The following is a 23,596-nucleotide window of genomic DNA, read 5'->3' on the forward strand; positions in this document are numbered from 1 at the left end:
CGATTGCCCGCAGTTCACCGTCGTGGAGACTTCATGTCCGATACAGAAGCAGCGCAGCGCTATATCGCCGGCGTGGACGAGGTAGGTCGTGGGCCGTTGGCCGGACCGGTCGTGGCGGCCGCGGTCATCCTTCCGGTGGGCTATACCGGCGCCGGTTTGGCGGACTCCAAGAAGCTAAGCTCCAAACGCAGGGAATCCCTGGACCTGCAGATTCGGGCAGACGCTGTGGCATGGTCCCTGGGGCGCGTTGAGGCGGCCGAGATCGACGCGCTGAATATTCACCGTGCGACCTTGCTGGCCATGCAGCGTGCGGTTGCGGGGCTTTCGGTGACGCCGAGGCATCTTCTGGTCGATGGGCGCTTCACGCCCGAGGGGCCCTGGACGGCGGAGGCGATTGTCGGTGGAGATGGCTCGGTACCCGCGATCAGCGCCGCCTCCATCATTGCCAAGGTGGCGCGTGATCGCTGGCTGAAGGACTTGCATGACGAATACCCCGGCTATGGTTTCGACCGCCATTCCGGGTACCCGACGCCGGCGCATCGGGAGGCTCTGGAGCGCCTGGGACCCTGCCCGCAGCACCGTCAAAGCTTCGCACCGGTGGCGCGGGCATCGCAGCTGTGCGAACGGGAGTTCGGTGCATGAGCGCGGTGGAACACGGCTTCGTCCACCTTCGGGTGCACTCGGAGTATTCCCTGATCGATGGGCTGGTGCGGCTGAAACCGCTGGTCCATGCGGTGGCGGAGGCGGGCATGCCGGCGGTCGCGGTGACCGACCACTGCAACCTGTTCGGACTGGTGAAGTTTTATCGGGCGGCGATCGGGCAGGGGGTGCAGCCGATTATTGGCGCCGATGTGCTGATCCGCGACGCCCGTGCGGACGGCAGCCTGGCACGCATGACCCTGCTGGCGCAGGACGACCCGGGCTATCGCAACCTCACCCGCCTGATCTCTCGCGCCTGGCAGGAAGGCCAGGAGAAGGGTATCCCGCGCGTGGATTGTGCCTGGCTGGACACGGCGGCGGACGGACTGATCGCGTTATCGGGCGGCATCGATGGTTTGTTCGTGAATGGCTCGGGGGCCTCCCGCGCGCTGCTGGCGGAGGATCTGGAGCCCTGGATGCAGCGCTTCCCCGGCCGGTTCTACCTGGAACTGGTCCGCAGTGATCGGCCGGGGGAGGAGGCCTGGATCGAACAGGCTCTGGCGGCGGCCGAGGCCTTTGACCTTCCGGTGGTGGCCACCAACGACGTGCGTTTCCTGCGCCGTGAGGACTTTGAGGCCCATGAGGCGCGTGTCTGTATCCATGACGGGGTCACGCTGGACGATCCCCGACGCCCGCGCCGGTACTCGGAGGCGCAGTACCTGCGCACCCCCGCCGAGATGGCCGAGTTGTTCGCGGACATTCCCGAGGCGTTGGCCAACAGCGTCGCAATCGCGCGGCGCTGCAGTGTCAGCCTGACCCTGGGAGAATCCGTGCTGCCGGATTTCCCGGTTCCCGAGGGCTCCACGGTCGAAGACCACCTGCGGGAGACCTCCGCGCAGGGTCTGAATGCGCGGTTGGAGCGTTTCTGTTTCGCCCCAACAGAAGAGTACGAAGCGCGCCTGAAGCGCGAGCTGGACGTGATCTGCCAGATGGGCTTTCCCGGCTACTTCCTGATCGTGGCGGACTTTATCCAATGGGCCAAGGACAACGCGATTCCGGTAGGGCCGGGCCGCGGTTCGGGAGCAGGCTCGCTCGTCGCATATGCACTCGGTATTACCGACCTCGATCCATTGCGTTACGAGCTTCTTTTCGAGCGGTTTCTTAATCCGGAACGTGTCTCCATGCCCGACTTCGATGTCGACTTCTGCATGGAAAAGCGCGATGACGTCATCGACTATGTGGCGGAGCGTTACGGGCGTGACAAGGTCTCGCAGATCATCACCCACGGCACCATGGCGGCCAAGGCAGTGGTGCGCGATGTCGGGCGCGTGCTGGGGCATGGCTATGGATTTGTGGATCGAATCGCCAAGCTGATTCCGTTCGAGCTCGGCATGACGCTGAAGAGGGCGTTGACCGAGAGCGAGGACCTGAAGGTCCAGTACGATCAGGACGAAGAAGTCCGCGCGATCATCGACCTTGCACAGAAGTTGGAAGGCCTGACTCGAAACGCGGGCAAGCACGCGGGTGGGGTGGTCATTGCGCCGTCGGCGCTGACCGACTTCTCGCCGCTGTATTGCGAAGACGACGGGGGCTCGCTGGTCACGCACTTCGACAAGGACGATGTGGAGGCCGTGGGGCTGGTCAAGTTCGACTTTCTGGGCCTGCGCACGCTCACCATCATCGACTGGGCGGTCGAGAACGTCCGCAAGATGGATGCTGGTATCGCGATCGAGCTGGACGCGATTCCGCTGGATGATTTCGAGACGTTCCGTCTGCTGAAGGACTACCAGACCACGGCGGTATTCCAGCTGGAATCTGGCGGGATGAAAGACCTGATCCGCCGTCTGCAGCCGGACAGCTTCGAGGAGATCATCGCGCTGGTGGCGCTTTATCGGCCGGGTCCGCTGCAATCGGGCATGGTCGACGACTTCATCGACCGCAAACACGGGCGCGCCCAGGTCGAATACCCGCATCCGGACCTGGGGCCGATCCTGAAGCCGACCTACGGCGTCATCCTGTACCAGGAGCAGGTGATGCAGATTGCCCAGGTGCTGGGTAACTACACCCTGGGTGGCGCGGACCTGCTGCGGCGTGCGATGGGCAAGAAAAAGCCCGAGGAGATGGCCAAGCAGCGCGAGATCTTCCTCGAGGGTGCGCTGGGGCGCGGGGTCGACGAAGGGGTCGCGACCTATATCTTCGATCTGATGGAGAAGTTCGCGGGCTACGGCTTCAACAAGTCGCACTCGGCGGCGTATGCCCTGGTCGCCTACCAGACAGCCTGGCTCAAGGCGCATTATCCGGCGCCGTTCATGGCCGCGGTGCTGTCTGCGGACATGGACAACACGGACAAGGTCGTCGGGCTGATCGAGGAATGTCGCAACATGGGGCTGGAAGTCCTGCCGCCGGACGTGAACCAGTCCGATTACCGATTTACCTGTCGCGACGCGCAGACCGTCGTCTACGGCCTGGGGGCGATCAAGGGGGTCGGCGAGTCGGCGATTGACACCCTGCTGAAAGCGCGGGCCGAAGGCGGCACATTCCACGGTTTGGTTGATCTGTGCCAGCGGGTGGAGCTTGGCAAGCTGAACAAGCGTGTGCTCGAGACCCTGGTACGCGCCGGTGCCCTGGATGAAATCGGAGCCAATCGGGCCACGCTCCTCAACGATATCCCGATGGCCGTGGCCGCGGCCGAGCAAACCGAGCGCAATGCCAGCCTGGGTGTGGTCGACCTGTTCGGGGATCCCGCCGCTGCAGTGATCCCGGAGAGCGAGACGCTCCCGGAGATGGAAGATGACGATCGTCTGCGCGGTGAGAAGGACACGCTGGGGTTGTACCTGACCGGGCACCCGGTGGAGCGCTATCGGGCGGAACTCCTGCGGTTGACGGGTACGACGCTCCAGGCGTTGGAGTCGAAGCTCGAGGAGCGCCCGGACGAGTCGCCGAAGCAGAAGTGGCGAGGCAAACAGGAGACGGTGCGGATTGCGGGTCTGATCGTGGGTGTCCGAGTGCGGAACACGCAGAGTGGACGCATGGGTATTGTGACTCTGGATGATCGCAGCGGACGGGCGGAGGTGGTCCTGTTCAATGATGATTTCACTGCCTACAAGGATCGTCTGGAGCCCGACTCCCTTTTGGTCGCGGAAGGTACGGTGACACTGGATGATTACGCCGGTGGGGTCCGGATGCGTGCGCGGGTGGTGTACAACCTCGACGAGGCGCGCGCTCAGTGGGCACGGGCGCTGCACCTGTGTTTGGAGGGGGTCGTGCCGGAGCAAGTGGCCCATCTGCGTGGGTTGATGGAGGCGAACCGCGAGGGCCATTGTCGGGTGCACCTGTGCTATCGCCGCGATGGCCTGGAGGCGGATCTGAACCTGCCCGAGAACTGGACCATCCGGCCCGATGAACGGCTTCTCCGTGGCATTCAGCAATCCCTTGGGCCCGACTGTCTGGCACAGGTGCTCTACGGGCGGTGACGCGGGAAAGGCTCGTTCGGTTGGCCGCGGCTAGGGAGACGCTGATTGAATCGCGCGTCCGCGCTCGACGCTTTTGCGTGCGAACAAGGCGTGGTGACTTCCGTGCAGCCATTCTGCACAAGGGAGCCGCAACGCCGTGCGCGCGCCCGTTTTTGATAACAACGGGCGGCCGAGCCCCTGCTTTCAATGGCTTGTGGGCTTGGTGCCCCCTGTTCCCCGATCCTGCGTTGCGCCGCTTGCGCGGTAGAACCACTACCCGCTGCACGACGCGCCTTGTCTCGGAAAACAGGGGGCACCAACGCGGACGTGCGATTCAATCAGCGTCTCCCTAGCAGCGAAGTGCGGACCAATTGGGTACAATTTCGCTCCTGAACTTCTATCCTTCCGACGCGGGACCCTGCATGAATCCGGACTTTCTCGACTTCGAACAGCCTATTGCCGAACTGGAGGCGAAGATCCGCGATCTTCGCTATGTCGGTGACGATGCCGAGGTCAATATCCAGGAAGAGATCCATCGCCTGGAAGACAAGTGCCGGTCCCTTACGGAAAGTATTTTCGCCAAGCTGACGCCCTGGCAGGTCTCCCAGATGTCACGGCATCCGCGGCGGCCGTACACCCTCGACTATATCCCGGCGCTGTTCGATGAATTCGAGGAGTTGCACGGGGATCGCGCCTTCGGTGACGACCCGGCGATCGTCGGTGGGGTGGCCCGTCTTGATGGCCGCCCAGTCATGCTGATTGGGCACCAGAAGGGCCGTCAGACCCGCGACAAGGTCTACCGTAATTTCGGCATGCCGCGGCCCGAAGGGTATCGCAAGGCCTTGCGGCTGATGGAGATGGCGGAGCGGTTTCGGATGCCGGTGCTCACCTTCATCGACACCCCTGGTGCCTACCCGGGCGTGGGGGCCGAGGAGCGCGGCCAGAGCGAGGCCATCGCCCGCAACCTGCGCGTGATGGCGCGTCTGGATACGCCGATCATCGCCACGGTGATCGGAGAGGGCGGTTCCGGCGGTGCTCTGGCGATCGGGGTCGGCGATGCGACGTTGATGCTGCAGTACTCGACCTATTCGGTGATCTCGCCCGAGGGTTGTGCCTCGATCCTGTGGAAGAGCGCGGAAAAGGCCTCCGAGGCGGCCGAAGCCCTGGGCATCACCTCGGAACGCCTGAGGGAGCTGGGTTTGGTGGACCGGATCATCTCGGAGCCGCTGGGCGGTGCCCATCGCAACCCCGAGGCGATGTCGTCCAGCCTGCGGGTCGCCTTGCTGGAGACGCTGGATGGTCTCGAAGGTCTGGACCCGGGCAAGCGTCTTGAGCGGCGTTATCGGCGTCTGATGGATTACGGTGCCTTCCAGGAAACGCCTTCCTGATCCGCGGGCCGCGCGTGCGGAATCCGCTGTCGAAGCCCTAAGGGGGTTTCTCCAAGATCATCCGGTGGTCCGGACGGTGCGGGTGGCCTTCAGTGGCGGCCTGGATTCCACGGTGTTGTTGCACGTGGCCGCAAGCCTGCGCGTATCCGGGCTGGAAGCCATGCACGTTGACCACGGTCTGCGTCCGGACTCGCCGCGTCAGGCCAAGCATTGTGGTGATGTTGCGGCGTCTCTGGGCTGCCCTTTCCTGTTGCGAACCGTCACGGTGGGGACGGGACACGGGCAGGGTGTCGAGGCGGCCGCCCGCGAGGCGCGCTATGCGGCTTTGCGCGAGGGACTTGGGCAGGGCGATCTGATCCTCTCCGCCCAGCATGCCGACGACCAGGCCGAGACCTTTCTGCTCGCAGCCCTGCGGGGGAGCGGCCCAGAGGGGCTCCAGGCCATGCGAGCGCTTCGGCGCGAGGGCGACACCTGGCTCGGGCGGCCATGCCTGGGGCTTGCTCGTGATGAATTGACGGCCTATGCGGACCACCACGGGCTCGCGTGGTATGACGACCCCACGAACGCTGACTCCCGTTTTGATCGCAACTTCCTTCGGCAAAAGGTGATGCCCGCGTTGCGCGAGCGCTTCGATGTGCCGGGTAGCCTGGCTCGCAGCGCGCACTGGCAGCAGGAAGCGATGGATCAGCGCGATCAGTTCTTCGCGGGGCAGCTCGCGGTCGCGCAGTCATCCGTCGATCATTCGCTGGATCTGCGCGTGCTGCGGCGTCTGAACGAGCCGGAGCAGCGTGGCCTGTTGCGTTACTGGCTGCGCCAACGCGGGATCCGACCGCCCGGACACCACCGTTTAAGCGAGTTTGTGCGCCAGACCCTGGAAGGGGCGCTCGATGCCACACCCGCGTTGGAGTGGGACGAAGGGTGGATGCGCCGCTATCGTGACACCATTTTCGCGGGTTTCTCGAGCGATTCGGAAGAGGCGCTTCCGCTTGCAGACCGGCCCTGGCCCGCGGACCAGGAGGTCATGACACTCGAGGACGGACGCCGATTGATGCGCGCAGACCTCCCCGCCATAGGCGTGGATCCGGGGACAGCCCTCATCGTTAGCTATCGCTCGGGTGGAGAGGTCGTTGCGACCGGATGTGGCCATCGTTCGCTGAAAAAGCTGATGCAAGAGCGTGGCATCCCACCATGGGAACGTCACCGGGTTCCGCTTTTGCGTCAATTGGATGGCGTTGTCGTGGCGGTATGCTGGCCGCAATCGGCTCACGCCCGTAGTTGACTACGCCGCACGAATCGGACAATTCTTTGGCCGTCTATATGGGGTTTCGGGTGAGTGGCACGTGACTGGGTCTTTGACACAACGTGGACGACGCACGGGTATGGGTTTTCTGGCGGCAACGGTGCTGCTGCTGGCTACTCCGTTGGCGGCCGGTTCGCTGAGCCTGACGACCGAGAGCTATCCGCCCTTCAATTTCGTGACTGAATCCGGTGAACTGGACGGGATTTCGGTTCGGGTCATGGATGTGTTGCTGGATGCGGCTGATGCAGACGCCGAAATCCGCCTCCTGCCCTGGAGTCGCGCCTATGCCCAGGCCCAGTCCGAAGCCGGTACCTGCGTGTTTTCCACCACTCGTACCGAGGAGCGGGAAGACCTGTTTACCTGGGTTGGACCGTTGGTGGATAACCAGTGGCATGCGTTTGTACTGGAAGACTCCGACGTAGAGGCCGAGTCACTGGAGGATCTCGAACGCTACCGGGTTGGCGGATATCGCGACGATGCGGTGGCGCTCTATGTCGAGGCACAGGGCATCCCTGTTGATACGGCGCCCAACGACCGCCTCAATGCGCGCAAATTGGCGGCGAACCGGATCGACGTCTGGGTCAGCGGGGAATACCTGGCCCCATGGTATGCCCAGCAGGAAGGGATCGGGGAACTCCGCTCCCTGTTTGCGTTCAACGATACCGTTATGTCGCTGGCTTGCCACCCGGACACGGATCGCGAGGTCCTCGATCGCATGCAGGAGGAATTGGACGCCATGCGCGAGGACGGTCGCTATGAGGCGATCCTGAAGGAGGTGCTCGCACGAAACGGAGAGTCTGATGAGTGATACAGCCGAAGCCCGGGCCGATTCGACGCCCCTGATCGCCGAAGAGGTCCTAGACTTTCAGCAGAACATGTCGCGGCGCGGCATTATCTTCTCTTTTACCGGCTACATCTCTGAAGGCATCCTGAAAGCGCTTGGTGATGCCCTGCGGCAGAAAATCCGCCTGGAGTCGACCGACACCAAGACCGTCAACCGCGTGTTCTCGGTGTTCGTCGAACAGGTGCAGAACATCATCCGCTATTCGGCGGAACGGATTGAACATGATGCGGAGCCGCCGATCGAGTTGAGCTCCGGGATGATCACCGTAGGCTCGGATCAGGGCCGCTTTTTCGTGATCTGTGGCAATGTCATCGGCCGCAAGGACGCCGATACGTTAGCCGTACGGCTACGTGAACTTGCGGGTATGGACAGTGCCGAGTTGCGGCGTTTCTACAAGGAAAAGCTACGCGAACCCCCGGACGAAGGTAGCAAGGGCGGGAGCATCGGCCTGATCGAGATTGCGCGGCGGGCGAGCGAGCCGATCCAGTTCGATTTCCAGCATATTTCCGATGCGCAATCCTATTTTGTCCTGAAGGCCTATATCTGATGGCAGTCGCCGAGAGCATTGAACACGAGGCCACTGACCGGACCCCGGCGGTGCAGTTCGACTTTGGTGCCGGTACGTACCGGCTTTCCGGAGAGTCCTATCCGGAGGATGCGGCGAATTTCTATGGCCCTTTGACCCAAGGATTGCGGCAAGCGATAGAAAACCGAGTCAGCGACGAGGTGGAATTCACGGTCGAGATGATCTATTTCAACAGCTCTACCGCAAAGGCCTTGATGAACATGTTCCAGATTCTGGAGGATGCCGCTCAGTCGGGGGTGCAGGTGCGCATCAACTGGTGCTATCACGAGGATGACGAGACCATGGAAGAGTTCGGTGAGGACTTTTCCGAAGATTTCGAACACGCCGACTATCGGATGTGCCCCTCGTCATGACCGCCCCTTCGCGTGAGGATCCGATGAAGTCCCCGAGCCTGCCCCGAGAGGGCAAGGATGCGGAGGGCCTGGCCGACTTTTCATTGTTTGAACAGGAAAAGGCGATCATGCATCGGTCCGAGCAGATGCTCGAGGCCCTGGATGCGGTTGCGGATGGCGTCAAGGTGCTGGCCAAGGCCTACTCCGAGGGATACCGCGCACAACGCCGCATGATGCGCATGAGCGATCGGATGCAGGCAGACCTTCAGGATGCGAATCGCCAGTTGCGTGAACAGGCGGACCATCTCGCTCAATTGAATAACGCATTGTCGGATGAAGTCCGCGAGCGTGAACGCCTCACGGCGGAGCTGGAACGCTTGGCCCTTGAAGATGCCCTGACCGGCCTTTTCTCGCGCCGGCGCGTGATTGACTGTGTCGAGGGCATGGCGGAGAGCGTTGGCGATCAGACGAGTTCTCTGGCCGTCATGATGCTGGATCTCGACGACTTCAAGACGCTCAACGACACCCATGGCCACGCGGCGGGTGATTTCGCTCTGGAGAGTTTCGCCGACATCTTGCGCGGCGAACTCGGGGCGGAACAGTACGCGGGGCGTATGGGGGGCGAGGAATTCCTGGTGGTAGCCGCGGATCTGGATGTGGAAGGGGCGCGGGCACTGGCTGAACGGATTCGCAGCGCAGTCGAGAATGCATCCTTGCACTGGAAGGACGAGCCGCTTTCACTGGCGGTGTCGATCGGTCTCGTGGTCACCACGACCTTGTGGCCGGATGCCGGGGAGTTGGTGGCACTTTCCGATGATCTCCTCTACCGCGCCAAGAACGAAGGGCGCAACCGTGTCATCGTGCAAACGCACGGCGAACACGGCTGATGGGGGGCGGCGCGCGCCGACATCGAAGCCTTGTCGCCAAGCTGGCCGTCGCCACGCTGTTGGTGGCCCTGGCCTTGAGCCTTCTCTCCAGTGCGTACGTAATCGCCTCGGACTGGAATGCCTTTCGTGCCGAGACCACGGAGCAGATTGACCGGCTGCAACGTCTGGTTGAACCCCCGGCGGCCGAGGCGGCCTTTCAGCTTAGCGCGGACCAAGCGGACTCGCTGGTGCAGGGACTGCTCGTCTTCCAGGAAATTCGCCGCGTCGAGATCCTCGATGATTTCGGGAACACCCTGGCGTCGGATTCTCGTGAGCGCGAGCGCGCGGCCGGGGAATGGACGCAGTGGCTTTTTGGCGATCTGCAAACCCACGAACGCGAGCTTCGTCACCCCGATACTCGCGGCAATATCCAGGGGGTAGGGCAGCTGCAGGTCGAGCTGGACCCCGGCGTGCTGGGCCAGATCTTTGTTGCCCGACTTCAGACGGGCGTGGTGACCAGTGTTACGCAGGCGATCATCGTGTCGCTGGTCGTCGTGCTGCTGTTCTACGTGCTGATGTTGCGGCCGATGCTGCGGATTTCCCGTGCGGTGGCGGAAACCAACCCGGACCAGCCGGCACAGTGGCCGATGCCCCGACTCGGGCATCACGAAAATGACGAGCTCGGCGCGTTAGGGCGTTCGCTGGACCGACTGTTGCGGGCGTTTCAGGAAGGGCTCGATGCCCGCGATGGCGCGCGGGGCGAACTCAAGGCCCTGAATGCGGATCTTGAGCGCCGCGTAGAGGAACGCACGCGCCAGCTGGAAGAGGAGAAGGCGGAGACCGAGCGCGCCCTGGCGCAGGTCGACGAGGCGAACCGCGAGCTCGAACGCAGTAACCGCCTGGTGGTGGAAAGCATCCGCTATGCCCGACGCATCCAGACGGCGATGTTGCCGGACAAGCACGCCCTCGATGGGCACATGGACGAGGTCCAGATCTACTGGGAGCCCTTGCATCTGGTGGGTGGTGACTACTTCTGGGTGGAGGCGATCGAGGGCCAGAGCATCCTCGTGGTCGCGGACTGCACCGGCCACGGTGTGCCGGGGGCCTTCATTACCCTGGTGGTGGCCTCGGCCCTGGATCGAATCCTGCATGAACACCGACTGCTGGAACCTTCTGCGATCCTGCGCGAGATGGACCGTCTGGTGCGTTCGCGCCTGCGCCAGGACGGCTATGACTCCGACTCGGATGATGGGTTGGAGGCCGCGGTATGCGTGTACCACCCCGAGAATCGCAAGCTGGTCTTTGCGGGCGTTGGGCTCCCGTTGATGATCGACCGGTGCGGCGAGGTGGAAGAAATCCGGGGGGTGCGCGGCGGTTTGGGGTATCGCAGCCTGGAACCGGCGCAGCCGGTGGACCACGAGGTTGCAGTCGAACCCGGAACGGAGTTCTTTCTGATTACGGACGGGGTGCACGACCATGTTGGCGGCGAGCCCCCGCGGCTGTTCGGCCGGCGGCGCCTGCGTCAGGTTCTGGGGGAAAAGAGTGGGCGCGACCTTTCGGGCAAGATCGACGCCGTGGTGCGGGTGCTGGAGGATTACCGCGATGGCGAGCCCCGCCGGGATGACATGACGCTGGTCGCATTCCGACCCTTGTCGGCTGGGTCGGGAAATGGAGGTTTGCCCCCGCCCGCCGATTGAGCGGGGGCGGGCGCTCTGATACTCTCACAGGCGTTTTCCGCCGAACCCGGGTGGATTGGATGAACCGGGTCCGGTGCTTGTCAGCCCCCAGCCAGGTTTCCCGCATGACGCGTTTTGTATTCATCACCGGAGGCGTGGTCTCGTCTCTGGGCAAAGGTATTGCATCCGCCTCTCTGGGGGCCATCCTCGAGGCCCGCGGTCTCAAGGTGACGTTGCTCAAACTGGACCCCTATATCAACGTGGATCCGGGCACCATGAGCCCCTTCCAGCATGGCGAGGTGTTCGTTACCGATGACGGTGCCGAGACCGATCTCGATCTGGGGCATTACGAACGGTTCGTGCGTATCCGTACCTCGCGGCGCAACAATTTCACCACCGGCCAAATCTACGAGAACGTAATCCGCAAGGAACGCCGGGGGGATTACCTTGGCGGCACCGTGCAGGTGATTCCGCATATCACGGACGAGATCAAGCGGTCGGTCCATGAGGGTGCCGGGGATGCCGACATTGCCCTGATCGAGATTGGCGGCACGGTGGGTGACATCGAATCCCTGCCGTTCCTTGAGGCGATCCGCCAGATGGGGGTCGAGCTGGGACATGAGAACGCCCTGTTTATGCACCTGACCCTGGTTCCATACATCGAGGCGGCCGGCGAGATCAAAACCAAGCCAACCCAGCACTCGGTCAAGGAACTACGCTCGATCGGTATCCAACCGGACATTCTCCTGTGCCGCTCGACGCAGGCCGTCCCCGAGGGCGAACGGCGCAAGATCGCGCTGTTTACCAACGTCGAAGAGAAAGCGGTCATCTCCGCAGTGGATGTGGACAATATCTACAAGATTCCGTTGTGGCTGCATTCGCAGAAGCTCGACGAGATCGTGCTGCGTAAACTTCGTATCGAGGCGCCACAGGCGGATTTGTCGGATTGGAAGCACGTGGTCAACGCCATGGAGTTCCCGGAGTCGGAAGTCACCGTCGGCATGATTGGCAAATACGTTGATCTCACGGAATCCTACAAATCCGTGAACGAAGCTCTGACGCATGCGGGCATCCAGGCCGGCACGCGGGTGCGGATCCGCTACCTGGATTCCGAGAAGCTGGAAGGTGCGGAGAACGAGGCCGCCAGTGAGCTGGAAGGTTTGGACGCGATCCTCGTCCCCGGAGGCTTCGGTGAGCGCGGTGTAGAAGGCAAGATCGCGGCGGTGCGGTATGCGCGCGAACGTCGAGTGCCGTATCTCGGGATCTGCCTCGGGATGCAGGTCGCAGTCATTGAATTCGCGCGCGATGTGGCCGGTCTCGAGGACGCCCATAGCACCGAGTTTGCGCCGGATACGCCACACCCTGTGATCGCACTGATTACCGAGTGGCAGGACCAGGAGGGCCGTATCGAACGCCGGGACGTCGACAGCGACCTGGGCGGGACGATGCGTCTGGGTGCCCAAAGCGCCCGGCTGGCGGCAGGATCGCGGATCGCTGAAGCCTATGGCCACGAGCGAGTCGAAGAACGCCATCGCCATCGGTTTGAATTTAACAATGCCTATCGCGAACGCCTGGAGGCCGCCGGCTTGAAAATCTCCGGCGTGTCGGACTCCGGCGAGTTGGTGGAGGCCGTCGAGCTGATCGAACACCCGTGGTTCGTTGGGTGTCAGTTTCATCCGGAGTTCACTTCGACTCCGCGGGACGGGCATCCGCTGTTTACCGGCTTCGTGCGAGCGGCGCGTGATTTTCAGGATGCGCGGGCACCGGAAACCACGACGGCCCTTACGGAGTAGGCCGTCGGATCTGGATTTTTCGCGGTGGCTGGCCGGAGGCCAGGCTCTGCCAGACAGGACAGACCATGCAGCTTTGCGGTTTTGAAGTCGGCCTCGATCAGCCCTTTTTTCTGATTGCAGGGCCCTGTGTCATCGAATCCGAGGCAATGGCAATGGAGACCGCCGGCAGCCTCAAGACGATTGCCGATGGCCTGGGCATTCCATTGATCTACAAGTCGTCCTTTGACAAGGCGAACCGCTCGTCCACCAAGAGCTTCCGCGGTTTGGGCATGGCAGAAGGTTTGCGCATTCTGGACAAGGTGAAGGCCGAGATCGGTGTACCCGTGCTGACCGACGTGCACGAGGACACCGCACTGGACGAAGTGGCCAGCGTGGCGGATGTGTTGCAGACGCCTGCATTTCTCTGTCGCCAGACAAATTTCATCCAGAATGTCGCGCGTCAGGGCCGTCCGGTGAACATCAAGAAAGGCCAATTTCTGGCGCCGTGGGACATGGGCAATGTGGTCGAAAAGGCCCGCGAGGTCGGCAACGATCAAATCATGGTCTGTGAACGCGGCGTCTCATTTGGATATAACACACTGGTTTCCGATATGCGGGGCCTGGCCCAGATGCGCCAGACCGGTTGCCCGGTGGTCTTCGATGCAACCCATTCCGTACAACAGCCAGGAGGGCAGGGTGCCACCTCCGGGGGGCAGCGAGAGTTTGTTCCGGTGTTGGCCAGGGCCGCTGTCGCGGCCGGCGTCGCTGGGCTGTTCATGGAGACCCATCCGGACCCGGATAAGGCGTTGTCCGACGGTCCGAATGCCTGGCCGCTACCGAAGATGGCGGAATTGTTGGGGACCCTGAAGGCACTGGATGCCGCGACAAAGGCACAGCCATTCGCAGAGGCGGAATACGGCCTGCGCTAACAGCAAACGGTTTACTGATTCGATTAAACGTCCCGGGCGGTCCCGTTCGGGCGGGTATTTTCCAAGGAGAGAGCATGTCCCAGATTGCGGATATTTTCGCCCGCGAGATCATCGATTCCCGGGGTAACCCGACGGTCGAGGCTGATGTTGTCCTGAACTCGGGTGCCATGGGGCGCGCGGCGGTGCCGTCGGGTGCATCCACCGGTGCGCGCGAGGCGCTGGAACTGCGCGATGACGAGAAGCGTTACGGCGGCAAAGGCGTCCTGAAGGCCGTCAGTCACGTGAACGGCGAGATTCGCGATGCCCTGCGCGGAATGGAGCTGGACCAGACGGCCGTGGACCACCGCATGCTGGAGCTGGACGGTACCGAGAACAAGTCGCGCCTGGGGGCCAATGCCTTGCTGGCCGTGTCGATGGCCGCGTCCCATGCCCTGGCTGCCGATCGGGAACAGCCGTTGTTCGAAACCCTGGGGGGCGAAGACGCCACGGTGCTGCCGGTGCCGATGATGAACATCATCAATGGCGGTGCGCATGCGGACAACAGCGTCGATATGCAGGAGTTCATGATCCTGCCGGTCGGCGCGGAATCCGTACGCGAGGCGGTCCGTTATGGTGCGGAGGTGTTCCACGCCCTTAAAAAGGTACTGGCCAAGCGGGGCCTGGCGACAGCAGTGGGCGACGAGGGTGGCTTTGCGCCGGATCTTCCGTCCAATTCCGCCGCCATCGAAGTGATCCTGGAGGCGATTCACAACGCGGGCTTCAAGGCCGGTGAGGACATCTGGATCGGGCTCGACTGCGCCAGCTCCGAGTTTTACCGTGACGGGCGCTACCACCTGGATTCCGAAGGCAAGGCATTCTCCGCGGATGAATTCTCGGAGTATCTGGCGCACTGGGTGGATCAGTACCCGATTCTGACCATCGAAGACGGTATGGCCGAGGATGACTGGGCCGGTTGGAAGACCCTCACCGAACGCTTGGGCAAGCGGGTTCAGCTGGTTGGCGATGACCTGTTCGTGACCAACACGCGCATCCTCCAGGAAGGCATTGACAAGGGTGTGGGCAATTCGATCCTGATCAAGCTGAACCAGATCGGTACTGTGACCGAAACCCTGGAAGCGATCGAGATGGCGCGGCAGGCGAACTATACCGCCGTGATCTCGCACCGTTCCGGCGAGACCGAGGATGTCACTATTGCCGATTTGGCAGTGGCGACCCGTGCCGGGCAGATCAAGACCGGTTCCCTGTCGCGTTCGGATCGGGTGGCCAAGTACAATCAGCTGCTTCGTATCGAGGAACATCTGGGCGCGCGTGCAAGCTACCCGGGCATGTCTGCGTTCACCTTCCGCGGGTAACGAAAGTCGCAGCCTGGCTTGGTCCCTGCGAGATTTTCAGCGTGCGGCGCGGTTCCTGTCCCCGCGCGACAGGGGCTCGTAGAATGCCGGGCATGCTCGCCGACCCAACAACCATGCTGGCCCCATTCTCCGGGACCCTTGCGGGTCGCGGGGGTGGCGTGTTGGCGTTCGGCCATGTGGGGCGCGGGTAATGCGAGGACTCCTCCTGGGCCTGGGGCTCGTGTTGCTGATGCTGCAATGGCCGTTGTGGTTAGGCGAGGGGAGCTGGCGCGATGTGCGCGATCTGCGCGAGCAGGTGGAGCGCCAGCAGGAGGCCAATGCGGAACTGGAACAACGCAATCAAGCACTCGAGGCCGAGGTGCGCGATCTGCGCGGTGGTACGGAGGCCGTCGAGGAGCGCGCGCGCAGGGATCTTGGCATGATCCGAGAGGACGAGACGTTCTTCTTCGTGGTCGGGGACGAGCCGACGGTTATCCTGGAGGTGGAACCGCTTCCAGGACCGGCGGAGGACACGGCTCCCGGGCCGGACTCGCAGGTTCCGGAGCACGCCGAGCCGGCGACCGACACACTGCCCCCGGAGGATCCATTTGATGGCTGACGACCTGCGCGATCGGGATCGCGAGGCCGCATTTTGGGCGTTGATTCCCGCTGCCGGCATTGGGCGGCGCATGGGTTCGGATCGACCCAAGCAATACTTGACCCTCGGATCGCGGACCATCCTGGCCCACACCCTGTCCATCTTTTTGGAACATCCGCGTATCCGAGGTGTGGTACTAGTACTCGGGCCGGACGTGGACCCAGACGCCCTGGATCTTCCATCGGCGGGAGGACGGCTGTTTCGTGTGGCGGGGGGCGCCGAACGCGCCGATTCCGTCCAGAACGGGCTGGACTTCCTGAGTGAGCGGGCACACGGTGAAGACTGGGTGCTGGTGCATGACGCGGCACGGCCGTGTCTTCCGGTCAGCGATGTCGATCATTTGCTGCGGGCGCTGGGTGATGATGCAGTGGGTGGGCTCCTTGCCTGTCCAAGTACCGATACCATCAAATGGAGTGATGGGGCGGGGCATGTGGAACGGACGCTGGAGCGTGACCGCGTGTGGCGTGCATTGACCCCGCAGATGTTTCGGCTGGATGTGTTGCGTGAAGCCAATCGGAAGGCACGCGCCGCAGGGCACGCAGTCACCGATGAGGCCAGTGCCATCGAATATCTGGGCAAGAAGCCTCGACTGATTGAGGGCTCGGCGATGAATATCAAGATCACCCGATCAGAGGATCTGGACTTGGCGCGGCTGTACTTGATGCAGCAGGGACGTCTGGAAGGCGGGTTCCGTCCATGAGTATGCGTATTGGTCAAGGCTTCGATGTGCATGCCTTCGGCGAAGGTGATCACCTGGTGCTGGGCGGCGTGCGTATTCCCTTCGACCGTGGTTTTGTGGCGCATTCCGATGGCGATGTGCTGTTGCACGCCATCTGTGATGCCTTGCTGGGTGCGGCGGCGCTAGGCGATATCGGCCGCCACTTCCCGGATACTGACCCCCAGTTTCGTGGGGTCGATAGCCGGCGCCTGCTGCGGGAGACGGTGCGCCGCGTGGCCGATGCAGGGTGGCGGCCGACCAATCTAGATGCGACCGTAATTGCGCAGGCTCCGAAGATGGCGCCGCATGTAGAGGCGATGCGGGCCCATCTGGCATCGGACCTCGACTGTCCGCTTGCAGTCATCAACGTAAAGGCGACCACAACCGAACGTCTCGGGTTTACGGGGCGTGGTGAAGGCGTAGCCGCCCAGGCAGTCGTATTGCTCGAACCCGTGTCAGGCCTGATGAAGGTATGACGGCATCGTCGGTAAAAGCACGGGTGTTGCGAGTGGATCACGCCAGCCTGGTGGTGGCCGATCCCGAAGTGGCGCGTCACTTCTACGAGACGTTGCTAGGCCTCCTCCCTCTTCCGCGCCCCGATCTGGGTTTCCCTGGGCGATGGTATGACCTGGGTAGTGGACAGGCGCTGCATCTGCTGGGTGGTGAGAACCCGGATCCGGTCTCGCGTCCGGTCCCCGGGGGTCGCGATCGCCATCTAGCCCTGCGGGTTAAAGGGCTGGAGGAGCTGCTGCGACGGCTGGAGGCAGCCGGTTTTCCCGCGGAGCGCAGCCGCTCTGGGCGAATGGCTGCCTTTGTCCGCGACCGAGACGGCAATACCATCGAGTTATTGGAGGCCGACTAAGGTAACGGGGGAAGGGTATGCCGCAACCGGACTACATCCTCGCTCTGGATCAGGGGACTTCCAGTTGCCGGGCCATTGTGTTTGACCGGGCGGCGACCGTCCAAGGGGTGGCGCAGAAGGCGTTTACCCAGCACTACCCGCAGCCGGGCTGGGTGGAACATGATCCGATGGGGATATGGGCCACCCAGATCGGCGTTGCCCGCGAGGTGTTGGAGCGTCAACGGCTGGACCCCTCGCAGCTCGCAGGGATTGGGATCACCAATCAACGTGAGACAGCGGTGGTCTGGGAGCGAGATACCGGCCAGCCGATCCATCCGGCAATCGTCTGGCAGGACCGGCGCACCGCCGCGCTTTGTGACGACCTGAAAGCGCGCGGACTTGCCGAAAAGATTCGGGAACGCACAGGGCTTGTGGTGGACGCCTATTTCTCCGCCACAAAGCTGCGCTGGCTGCTGGACCATGTCGATGGGGCTCGTGTACGGGCCGAGCGCGGTGAACTGGCATTCGGCACGATCGATAGCTGGCTTGTCTGGAACCTGACACGCGGTGAACGCCACGTGACGGATGCCAGCAATGCCGCACGCACCATGCTCTACAACATCCACCAGGGCGATTGGGATGACGAGTTGCTCGTCGCGCTGGAGATCCCGCGCGCGATGCTACCGGAGGTTTGTGATTCCAGTGGCATCGTGGGCAAGACCGGGGCCGGCCTGTTCGAAGGGGCGCGAGTGCCTATTGCCGGTATGGCGGGTGACCAGCACGCCGCGCTATTTGGTCAGACCTGCTTCGAACGGGGCACGGCCAAGAACACCTACGGGACCGGCTGCTTTCTGCTGATGCAAACAGGTCAGGACCCCGTCACCTCGGAATCCGGCCTCTTGACGACCATTGCCTGGCAACTGGAGGGAAAAGTCGAATATGCCCTGGAGGGATCGATCTTCATTGCCGGGGCGGCCGTCCAGTGGCTGCGCGACGAGCTGCGTCTGTTCGACTCCGCGGAAGACTCCGAATACTTTGCAGGCAAGGTCGATGATGCGGGCGGGGTGTATGTCGTACCCGCGTTTGCGGGCCTCGGTGCCCCCTACTGGGATATGTACGCCCGGGGCGCGATCTTTGGCCTGACTCGGGGTACACGCATGGAGCACATCACGCGGGCGACGCTGGATTCAATCGCCTACCAGACACGGGACGTGATCGAGGCGATGGAGGCAGATTCCGGCATCTCCCTCAAGTCCCTGCGTGTGGATGGGGGTGCTGTGGCCAACAATGTGATGATGCAGTTTCAGGCCGATATGTTGGGCGTGCGCGTGGAACGCCCGTGTGTGACCGAAACCACTGCGCTCGGTGCGGCGTATCTAGCCGGTCTGGCGGTGGGCTTCTGGACCCGCGAGGACCTCCAGTATCACTCGAGGCTGGATCGCGTATTCGAGCCGAATATGGACCCTGAAACCCGCGACCGTCTCTACCGTGGCTGGAAAGAGGCCGTTCAACGCAGCATGGGCTGGGCGCGAGAAGACTGATCGGCAGAGCTCAATAGATGGGATAAATGGCGCTTGTAGAGCCGCCTCGGCGGCGAAGCCCCTGCCATAGCCAGCACCCCCCTTAACCATCGCTATGCCAGCTCGCCATCCCGCGGCCGCAGCGAAGAGCCGGCATGCGGACAATTCGGAACCCGCCTTGTCACAGCGGCGATATAGGAAAAGGGAATGGTGCGCGGGGTGACGTTGCCTCGAGTCGGCGTGCCTAATCTATGCTTGCCGGTTCGGCCGCGAGTTGGCCCGACTGGTAGTCACTGATCGCCTGTTCCAGTTCGTCGCTGGTATTCATCACGAAAGGCCCGTAATGGGCTATGGGTTCGCCCAGGGGCCGGCCCTTGAATAGCAGGACGCGAGCGTCTTGCTGCGCGATCAGATGGATCTGGGTGTGCCCGTGCCAGACGCCCAGTTGGCCTGTAGCCAGCCCGGTAAGCTCACCATCAAAGACGTAGGCCAGCACACGATCTTCCAGCTGTACCGCCAGGGACAGCCGATAGCCGGCTGGGAGGGTCAGGTCGGCCATCGCGGCGCCCTCGCCGATTTGTGGCAGCGGGCCTTCGGTGTCGCCGGCGCTGGTTTGCCAGGAACCAGCGATCGCCTTGAAACGGAGGGAATCGTCTTCTTCCGGTAGGTGGCGCATATCGTCGGCGCGCACGTCGCGATAACGCGGCGGATCCATTTTCCGCCGCGACGGGAGATTCACCCAAAGTTGAAAGCCATGCAGGCCATCGGCGTCGAGGAGGGGCATCTCGGAGTGGATCACGCCGCGCCCGGCACTCATCCACTGGGCTTCCCCGGCCTCCACGCGTCCCTGGTTACCCATGGAGTCCTCGTGGGTCAGGCCGCCATGGACCAGATAGGTCAGGGTCTCGAAACCGCGGTGGGGGTGTGCCGGAAAGCCGCCAATGTAGTCTTCGCGGGCGCTGGCCTTGAGCTCGTCAAGCATCAGGAACGGATCGAGCCCACCACGAAAGTCATGGATGCGCCGAATCTTGACCCCAGCCCCGTCCTGGGTGGGATGAGCGGTCTTTACACTGTCCGGCGGTGTCGGATTCATGGCGTTCTCCTTCGCAACAGATCTGCACCATACCGACCATGAAACGAAAAGAAAATTGCATCGTTTCCCTTCATGAGGCCCTCTGTCAGGCTTCTGGCAGATGCCAGGCATCCGCGAAGGCCTCCAGGCTTTCGACAAAATCCGAGTCGTGGTGCTGACGATTGATGGTGAGGTGCAGCACAACGGCATCCGGCGAGGGAGGGTGGCCGGTGCTGAGGGTCCAGGCGAGGCCGTTTGGGCAGCCGGGCAGGGAGAAACGAAGCCCACCATTGATCCGTTCACGGTGGACTCGAAATTCGCCCCAGATGCAGTAAACGACGCCAGCATCCAGACCCTGGTGCTCCACTAGGGCATCAATTGCATCGCAATAGACAGGGAGAGCGGGGATATCCAGCAGACGCTGAATACTATTGGCATCCAGACGAGTGCGTAGGGTGCGAAAAAACTCCATGGGGCTACTCGCTGCGTGGGAGGAATACGGGCAGGCCATCCACCTCGCCGACGCTCAAACGTTGATTGTAGAGGCGTTCCAGGGCGCTGGGGACCAGCATGGTATTGGCCGGCCCCCAACAGGCTTGCCCATCCGGATATAGCAGCAGCAGGTGGTCGCAATAGCGGGCGGCCAGATTCACGTCATGCAGCACGAGCACCGCCGCCCGTTCTGCCTGGGCGACAATCCCGCGAACACGATTCAGGACGGCCACCTGGTGGTGCAAGTCGAGCTGACTGGTGGGCTCGTCCAGCAATAACAGATTCGGGTCCTGAGTGAGGACGGTCGCAATGGCGAGCCGTTGGCGCTCGCCTCCAGAGAGTGTATCGACCATGCGGTGTTCGAGATTGGCCAGATCCATCGCGGCGAGCGACGCCCGCGCTCGTTCGTAGTCCTCGGCGGTCTCGATGTCCCAGGGGCGCAGGTAAGGGTGGCGCCCAATGAGGGCCGTTTCCAGGACTGTGGCGGGGAAGCCGTCATGGTGTGTCTGGAACACCAGGCCCAGGCGCCGTGCCAGGTTGGCTCGTGAAAGTTCGCGCAGCGTACGCCCCTGGACCTCGATGTGTCCGCTGCGAACAGTGCGCAATCCGGCCAGGGTCTGCAGCAGCGTACTTTTGCCCGCGCCATTGGGTCCCAGGATGCCCCAGCATTGACCAGGATTGACGGTGAGCGAGAGTGGGGAACCGTCGGCGCGCCCGGGTACATCGATGACCAGGTCATGGCTGGCCAATAGGGTCTTGGGGCCTGGCTGTTCGTGAACGCTGCGGGCGCCAAGGCCAGGTGCATGGGCATGCGCGCTGGATCCCGTTTTGGATGGCACAGCTGGCATCAGCGGCTCCTATACAGCAGAAACAGGAACACAGGTACGCCCAGCATGGCGGTGATCACGCCCACCGGGAGTTGTTCCGGCGCGATGATCGTGCGCGCCAGGGTGTCGGCAAGGGTTAGCAGAATTCCGCCCGCCAGGGCCGAGGCCGGCAGAATGACCCGCTGATCATTGCCGAAAATCAGGCGCAGCATGTGCGGCACGATCAGCCCGACGAACCCCACGGCGCCCACCTGAGTAACGGCGGTTGCGGTAATCAGGGCGGCGACCACGTAGATCGTCCATTCCACGGGGCGAACCGCCACCCCCAGGGCGGCCGCCTGCATCGGGCCTCGTGCGAGCACGTTCAAGGTGCGGCCCAGTGGAAGCGCCAGTAAGACGACCAGTACCAGCACGCCCCAGGCGGGATAGGGGTTGCGAGCATGCGAGACGTCACCCATGAGCCAGTACAGCATTCCGGGCAGTTCGGCAGTCGGGCTGATGGCAAGGATGAAACTGATCATCGCGCCCCAGCCCGCGGCGACGACGACCCCGGTGAGGAGCAGGCGGGTGGGGGTCCAGCTCCCGGTGCCGTGGGCGAGGCCGAACACGATCACGGTGGACAGCAGGGCCCCGGCAAAGGCCGCCGCTGAAACGTAGAACATCGAGAGCCCGGCCAGCATGGACAACAATGCGCCAACCGATGCGCCCCCGGACAGGCCCAGCACGTACGGATCCGCCAATGGGTTGCGCAGCAAGACCTGCATCAATGCCCCGGCAACTCCAAGAAGACCCCCGGCTGCGAAGGCGGCGAGAGCCCTTGGCAGTCGTAGCTCCAGCACCAGTGTGGAGTGCAGGCGCGAGGCTTCGCCTGTGAATACGGCGAACAGATCGCCCAGGGGAATGGCGACGCTGCCGTAGGCCAGTGCAATCAGGATGGCCAGGAGTGATGCGGGCAGCAGGACGCCAGTGGCGAGCAGAAAGGAACGGGTCATGCCATTACTTTGCGTGCGTCCATGGACGGGCGTACGCCTAGGGAAACACTGATTAATGCACGCGCTCGCGCCCGAGTCGCTTTTGCGTGCGAACAAGGCGCGGTGATTGCCGTGCAGTCATTCTGCACAAGGGAACCGCAACGCCGTGCGCGCGCCCGTTTCTGATAACAACGGGCGGCCGAGCCCCGTCTTTCAATAGCTTGTGGGGGTTGGCACCCCAGGTTCCCCGATCCTGCGTTGCGCCGCTTGCGGGTAGAACCACTACCCACTGCACGACGCGCCTTGTCTCGGAAAACCTGGGGTGCCAACGCGAGCGCGTGCATTAATCAGTGTTTCCCTAGAGGTGCGCTTGAGAGTAACGGTCGGGTGCGCACGGGATTATTCAGCCGGGCGGCGCAGGCGCGCGCGGTCCAGCTCTTCGCACATCAGGGCGGTACCTTCGGCGATCCTTGGGGTATGGCGCTGCAGAAGCGAGGGCGCAATAAAGAACAAATTGTCGCTCTGGACTGCTGTCATATCTTCCCATTGTGTCCAGGCGATCACCCAGTCCGGACGATCCTCGCCCATGCCGCCCCCAATGATGACCTCGGGATCGGCATCGATCACCGCCTCGCGGTCCATACGTGGAACGAGTCGGTCCAGGTGACCAAACACGTTGACGCCACCGCAGACTTCGATCGCCTCGGCAATCAGGTGCTCATCGTTGATGGTCATCAGGGGTTGCTCCCATACCTGATAGAACAAGCGCACGGGTTTCCGATCCGAGTATTCCTCACGCAGGGCATCCATGCGGTCGAGGAAGTCCTGCGCCGCACGGGCGCCTTCGTCCTGGGTTCCGGCGAGCTGTGCGATCCGGCGCATGCTGGAGGCGACCCCGTCGAACCGCCGTGGCTCCGACACATAGACCGGTACGCCAAGGTCACGCAGCCGGTCGATCTGGCTTGCGGAGTTCCCACTGCGCCAGGCAATCACTAGATCCGGATCGAGCTCAATCACGCGTTCGAGATCGATGCGGCTGTATCCACCTACGCGGGGAACGAGCTCGGCCTCGGGCGGGTAGTCGCTGTACTGCGTGGCTCCCACCAGCCGGTCGCCGGCACCCACCGCAAAGACCACCTCGGTGATATGCGGAGCCAGGCTGACGATCCGCTCGGCCGGCTGCTCAAGACGAATTTCGTGCCCGTCATCGTCCTCGACGCTGACTTCCGACGCGGCCAGTGTGCCGGATATCGGGAGCATCAAACCGAGCAGGAGTGCGCGATGGGTGAGTGTAAAAATATTCATTGAAATCCGATGGATATGCAAGGAACAGAATGCCCGGTCGAGAGAGAATTGGGCGCGAAAACGTGCAACATCATATC

22 protein-coding genes are annotated in these 23,596 nt (G+C 62.9%); 17 read left to right on the plus strand and 5 right to left on the minus strand.

Features of this window, described 5'->3' with window-relative positions; all coding sequences use genetic code 11:
• The first annotated feature begins 33 nt into the window (after nt 1-33).
• The 17 genes from rnhB (at nt 34) to glpK (ending at nt 18,873) form a co-directional block, all read left to right on the plus strand.
• Nucleotides 34-642 (plus strand): ribonuclease HII, encoded by a 609-nt coding sequence (rnhB, locus tag F462_RS01220; protein WP_038050992.1) that lies wholly within the window; start codon nt 34-36, stop codon nt 640-642.
• On the plus strand, nt 639-4,112 hold the full coding sequence (dnaE, locus tag F462_RS01225; protein WP_038050995.1) for a DNA polymerase III subunit alpha: 3,474 nt from the start codon (nt 639-641) through the stop codon (nt 4,110-4,112). The genes rnhB and dnaE overlap by 4 nt, the downstream gene beginning before the upstream one ends.
• 401 nt (nt 4,113-4,513) lie before the next feature.
• Nucleotides 4,514-5,479 carry an acetyl-CoA carboxylase carboxyltransferase subunit alpha gene (locus F462_RS01230; RefSeq protein WP_038050998.1) on the plus strand — a complete coding sequence of 322 codons (966 nt, stop codon included), beginning with the start codon at nt 4,514-4,516 and terminating at the stop codon, nt 5,477-5,479.
• Nucleotides 5,480-5,555: 76 nt separating this feature from the next.
• On the plus strand, nt 5,556-6,758 hold the full coding sequence (gene tilS / locus F462_RS01235) for a tRNA lysidine(34) synthetase TilS (protein WP_208854114.1): 1,203 nt from the start codon (nt 5,556-5,558) through the stop codon (nt 6,756-6,758).
• Nucleotides 6,759-6,858: 100 nt separating this feature from the next.
• Nucleotides 6,859-7,587, plus strand: a complete 729-nt coding sequence (locus tag F462_RS01240; protein WP_038051002.1) for a substrate-binding periplasmic protein — start codon at nt 6,859-6,861, stop codon at nt 7,585-7,587.
• Nucleotides 7,580-8,170, plus strand: coding sequence for a SiaB family protein kinase (locus F462_RS01245; protein WP_038051004.1), 591 nt, complete (start codon nt 7,580-7,582; stop codon nt 8,168-8,170). Before F462_RS01240 ends, F462_RS01245 begins: the two co-directional genes overlap by 8 nt.
• The gene (locus F462_RS01250) at nt 8,170-8,562 is read left to right on the plus strand and encodes a DUF1987 domain-containing protein (protein WP_038051005.1); all 393 of its coding nucleotides are present in this window, start codon (nt 8,170-8,172) and stop codon (nt 8,560-8,562) included. The genes F462_RS01245 and F462_RS01250 overlap by 1 nt, the downstream gene beginning before the upstream one ends.
• Before the next feature lie 23 nt (nt 8,563-8,585).
• A complete protein-coding gene (locus tag F462_RS01255; RefSeq protein ID WP_051918095.1) occupies nt 8,586-9,428 on the plus strand; it encodes a GGDEF domain-containing protein in 843 nt (280 codons plus the stop codon).
• Nucleotides 9,428-11,104 (plus strand): PP2C family protein-serine/threonine phosphatase, encoded by a 1,677-nt coding sequence (locus F462_RS01260; RefSeq protein WP_038051006.1) that lies wholly within the window; start codon nt 9,428-9,430, stop codon nt 11,102-11,104. The genes F462_RS01255 and F462_RS01260 overlap by 1 nt, the downstream gene beginning before the upstream one ends.
• A gap of 104 nt (nt 11,105-11,208) precedes the next feature.
• Nucleotides 11,209-12,876 (plus strand): CTP synthase, encoded by a 1,668-nt coding sequence (locus tag F462_RS01265; RefSeq protein ID WP_038051007.1) that lies wholly within the window; start codon nt 11,209-11,211, stop codon nt 12,874-12,876.
• Nucleotides 12,877-12,941: 65 nt separating this feature from the next.
• On the plus strand, nt 12,942-13,784 hold the full coding sequence (gene kdsA / locus F462_RS01270; RefSeq protein WP_038051009.1) for a 3-deoxy-8-phosphooctulonate synthase: 843 nt from the start codon (nt 12,942-12,944) through the stop codon (nt 13,782-13,784).
• Nucleotides 13,785-13,858: 74 nt separating this feature from the next.
• A complete protein-coding gene (gene eno, locus F462_RS01275; RefSeq protein WP_038051011.1) occupies nt 13,859-15,136 on the plus strand; it encodes a phosphopyruvate hydratase in 1,278 nt (425 codons plus the stop codon).
• A 190-nt stretch (nt 15,137-15,326) separates the two neighbouring features.
• Nucleotides 15,327-15,734 carry a cell division protein FtsB gene (gene ftsB / locus F462_RS01280; protein WP_038051013.1) on the plus strand — a complete coding sequence of 136 codons (408 nt, stop codon included), beginning with the start codon at nt 15,327-15,329 and terminating at the stop codon, nt 15,732-15,734.
• On the plus strand, nt 15,727-16,473 hold the full coding sequence (gene ispD / locus F462_RS01285) for a 2-C-methyl-D-erythritol 4-phosphate cytidylyltransferase (protein ID WP_038051015.1): 747 nt from the start codon (nt 15,727-15,729) through the stop codon (nt 16,471-16,473). Before ftsB ends, ispD begins: the two co-directional genes overlap by 8 nt.
• A gap of 2 nt (nt 16,474-16,475) precedes the next feature.
• Nucleotides 16,476-16,967 (plus strand): 2-C-methyl-D-erythritol 2,4-cyclodiphosphate synthase, encoded by a 492-nt coding sequence (gene ispF / locus F462_RS01290; protein ID WP_371180482.1) that lies wholly within the window; start codon nt 16,476-16,478, stop codon nt 16,965-16,967.
• On the plus strand, nt 16,964-17,353 hold the full coding sequence (locus tag F462_RS01295) for a VOC family protein (protein WP_038051018.1): 390 nt from the start codon (nt 16,964-16,966) through the stop codon (nt 17,351-17,353). The genes ispF and F462_RS01295 overlap by 4 nt, the downstream gene beginning before the upstream one ends.
• 17 nt (nt 17,354-17,370) lie before the next feature.
• Nucleotides 17,371-18,873: a glycerol kinase GlpK gene (gene glpK / locus F462_RS01300; RefSeq protein WP_038051019.1), complete on the plus strand. Its 1,503-nt coding sequence runs from the start codon at nt 17,371-17,373 to the stop codon at nt 18,871-18,873.
• Nucleotides 18,874-19,096: 223 nt separating this feature from the next.
• On the opposite strand, the gene F462_RS01305 is transcribed toward glpK, so the two are convergent.
• The 5 genes from F462_RS01305 to F462_RS01325 form a co-directional block, all read right to left on the minus strand.
• Nucleotides 19,097-19,945 (minus strand): pirin family protein, encoded by an 849-nt coding sequence (locus F462_RS01305; RefSeq protein ID WP_038051020.1) that lies wholly within the window; start codon nt 19,943-19,945, stop codon nt 19,097-19,099.
• A gap of 85 nt (nt 19,946-20,030) precedes the next feature.
• Nucleotides 20,031-20,396 (minus strand): hypothetical protein, encoded by a 366-nt coding sequence (locus tag F462_RS01310; protein ID WP_038051021.1) that lies wholly within the window; start codon nt 20,394-20,396, stop codon nt 20,031-20,033.
• 4 nt (nt 20,397-20,400) lie between these two features.
• Nucleotides 20,401-21,264 carry an ABC transporter ATP-binding protein gene (locus F462_RS01315; RefSeq protein ID WP_038051023.1) on the minus strand — a complete coding sequence of 288 codons (864 nt, stop codon included), beginning with the start codon at nt 21,262-21,264 and terminating at the stop codon, nt 20,401-20,403.
• On the minus strand, nt 21,264-22,235 hold the full coding sequence (locus F462_RS01320; RefSeq protein ID WP_018141060.1) for a FecCD family ABC transporter permease: 972 nt from the start codon (nt 22,233-22,235) through the stop codon (nt 21,264-21,266). The genes F462_RS01315 and F462_RS01320 overlap by 1 nt, the downstream gene beginning before the upstream one ends.
• A 378-nt stretch (nt 22,236-22,613) precedes the next feature.
• Entirely contained in the window at nt 22,614-23,519 is a 906-nt protein-coding gene (locus F462_RS01325; RefSeq protein WP_038051024.1) for a cobalamin-binding protein, read from the minus strand.
• Nucleotides 23,520-23,596 lie beyond the last annotated feature (77 nt).

Origin of the sequence: Thioalkalivibrio sp. ALJ1, assembly GCF_000745395.1 — a bacterium.
Classification (GTDB): Bacteria; Pseudomonadota; Gammaproteobacteria; order Ectothiorhodospirales; family Ectothiorhodospiraceae; genus Thioalkalivibrio.

Bases quoted from the DNA above. Each gene is read 5' to 3' on its own strand.
- rnhB (WP_038050992.1), top strand. From the start codon at position 34: ATGTCCGATACAGAAGCAGCGCAGCGCTATATCGCCGGCGTGGACGAG.
- dnaE (WP_038050995.1), top strand. From the start codon at position 639: ATGAGCGCGGTGGAACACGGCTTCGTCCACCTTCGGGTGCACTCGGAG.
- F462_RS01230 (WP_038050998.1), top strand. From the start codon at position 4,514: ATGAATCCGGACTTTCTCGACTTCGAACAGCCTATTGCCGAACTGGAG.
- F462_RS01240 (WP_038051002.1), top strand. From the start codon at position 6,859: ATGGGTTTTCTGGCGGCAACGGTGCTGCTGCTGGCTACTCCGTTGGCG.
- F462_RS01245 (WP_038051004.1), top strand. From the start codon at position 7,580: ATGAGTGATACAGCCGAAGCCCGGGCCGATTCGACGCCCCTGATCGCC.
- F462_RS01250 (WP_038051005.1), top strand. From the start codon at position 8,170: ATGGCAGTCGCCGAGAGCATTGAACACGAGGCCACTGACCGGACCCCG.
- F462_RS01255 (WP_051918095.1), top strand. From the start codon at position 8,586: ATGAAGTCCCCGAGCCTGCCCCGAGAGGGCAAGGATGCGGAGGGCCTG.
- F462_RS01260 (WP_038051006.1), top strand. From the start codon at position 9,428: ATGGGGGGCGGCGCGCGCCGACATCGAAGCCTTGTCGCCAAGCTGGCC.
- F462_RS01265 (WP_038051007.1), top strand. From the start codon at position 11,209: ATGACGCGTTTTGTATTCATCACCGGAGGCGTGGTCTCGTCTCTGGGC.
- kdsA (WP_038051009.1), top strand. From the start codon at position 12,942: ATGCAGCTTTGCGGTTTTGAAGTCGGCCTCGATCAGCCCTTTTTTCTG.
- eno (WP_038051011.1), top strand. From the start codon at position 13,859: ATGTCCCAGATTGCGGATATTTTCGCCCGCGAGATCATCGATTCCCGG.
- ftsB (WP_038051013.1), top strand. From the start codon at position 15,327: ATGCGAGGACTCCTCCTGGGCCTGGGGCTCGTGTTGCTGATGCTGCAA.
- ispD (WP_038051015.1), top strand. From the start codon at position 15,727: ATGGCTGACGACCTGCGCGATCGGGATCGCGAGGCCGCATTTTGGGCG.
- ispF (WP_371180482.1), top strand. From the start codon at position 16,476: ATGCGTATTGGTCAAGGCTTCGATGTGCATGCCTTCGGCGAAGGTGAT.
- F462_RS01295 (WP_038051018.1), top strand. From the start codon at position 16,964: ATGACGGCATCGTCGGTAAAAGCACGGGTGTTGCGAGTGGATCACGCC.
- glpK (WP_038051019.1), top strand. From the start codon at position 17,371: ATGCCGCAACCGGACTACATCCTCGCTCTGGATCAGGGGACTTCCAGT.
- F462_RS01305 (WP_038051020.1), bottom strand. From the start codon at position 19,945: ATGAATCCGACACCGCCGGACAGTGTAAAGACCGCTCATCCCACCCAG.
- F462_RS01310 (WP_038051021.1), bottom strand. From the start codon at position 20,396: ATGGAGTTTTTTCGCACCCTACGCACTCGTCTGGATGCCAATAGTATT.
- F462_RS01315 (WP_038051023.1), bottom strand. From the start codon at position 21,264: ATGCCAGCTGTGCCATCCAAAACGGGATCCAGCGCGCATGCCCATGCA.
- F462_RS01320 (WP_018141060.1), bottom strand. From the start codon at position 22,235: ATGACCCGTTCCTTTCTGCTCGCCACTGGCGTCCTGCTGCCCGCATCA.
- F462_RS01325 (WP_038051024.1), bottom strand. From the start codon at position 23,519: ATGAATATTTTTACACTCACCCATCGCGCACTCCTGCTCGGTTTGATG.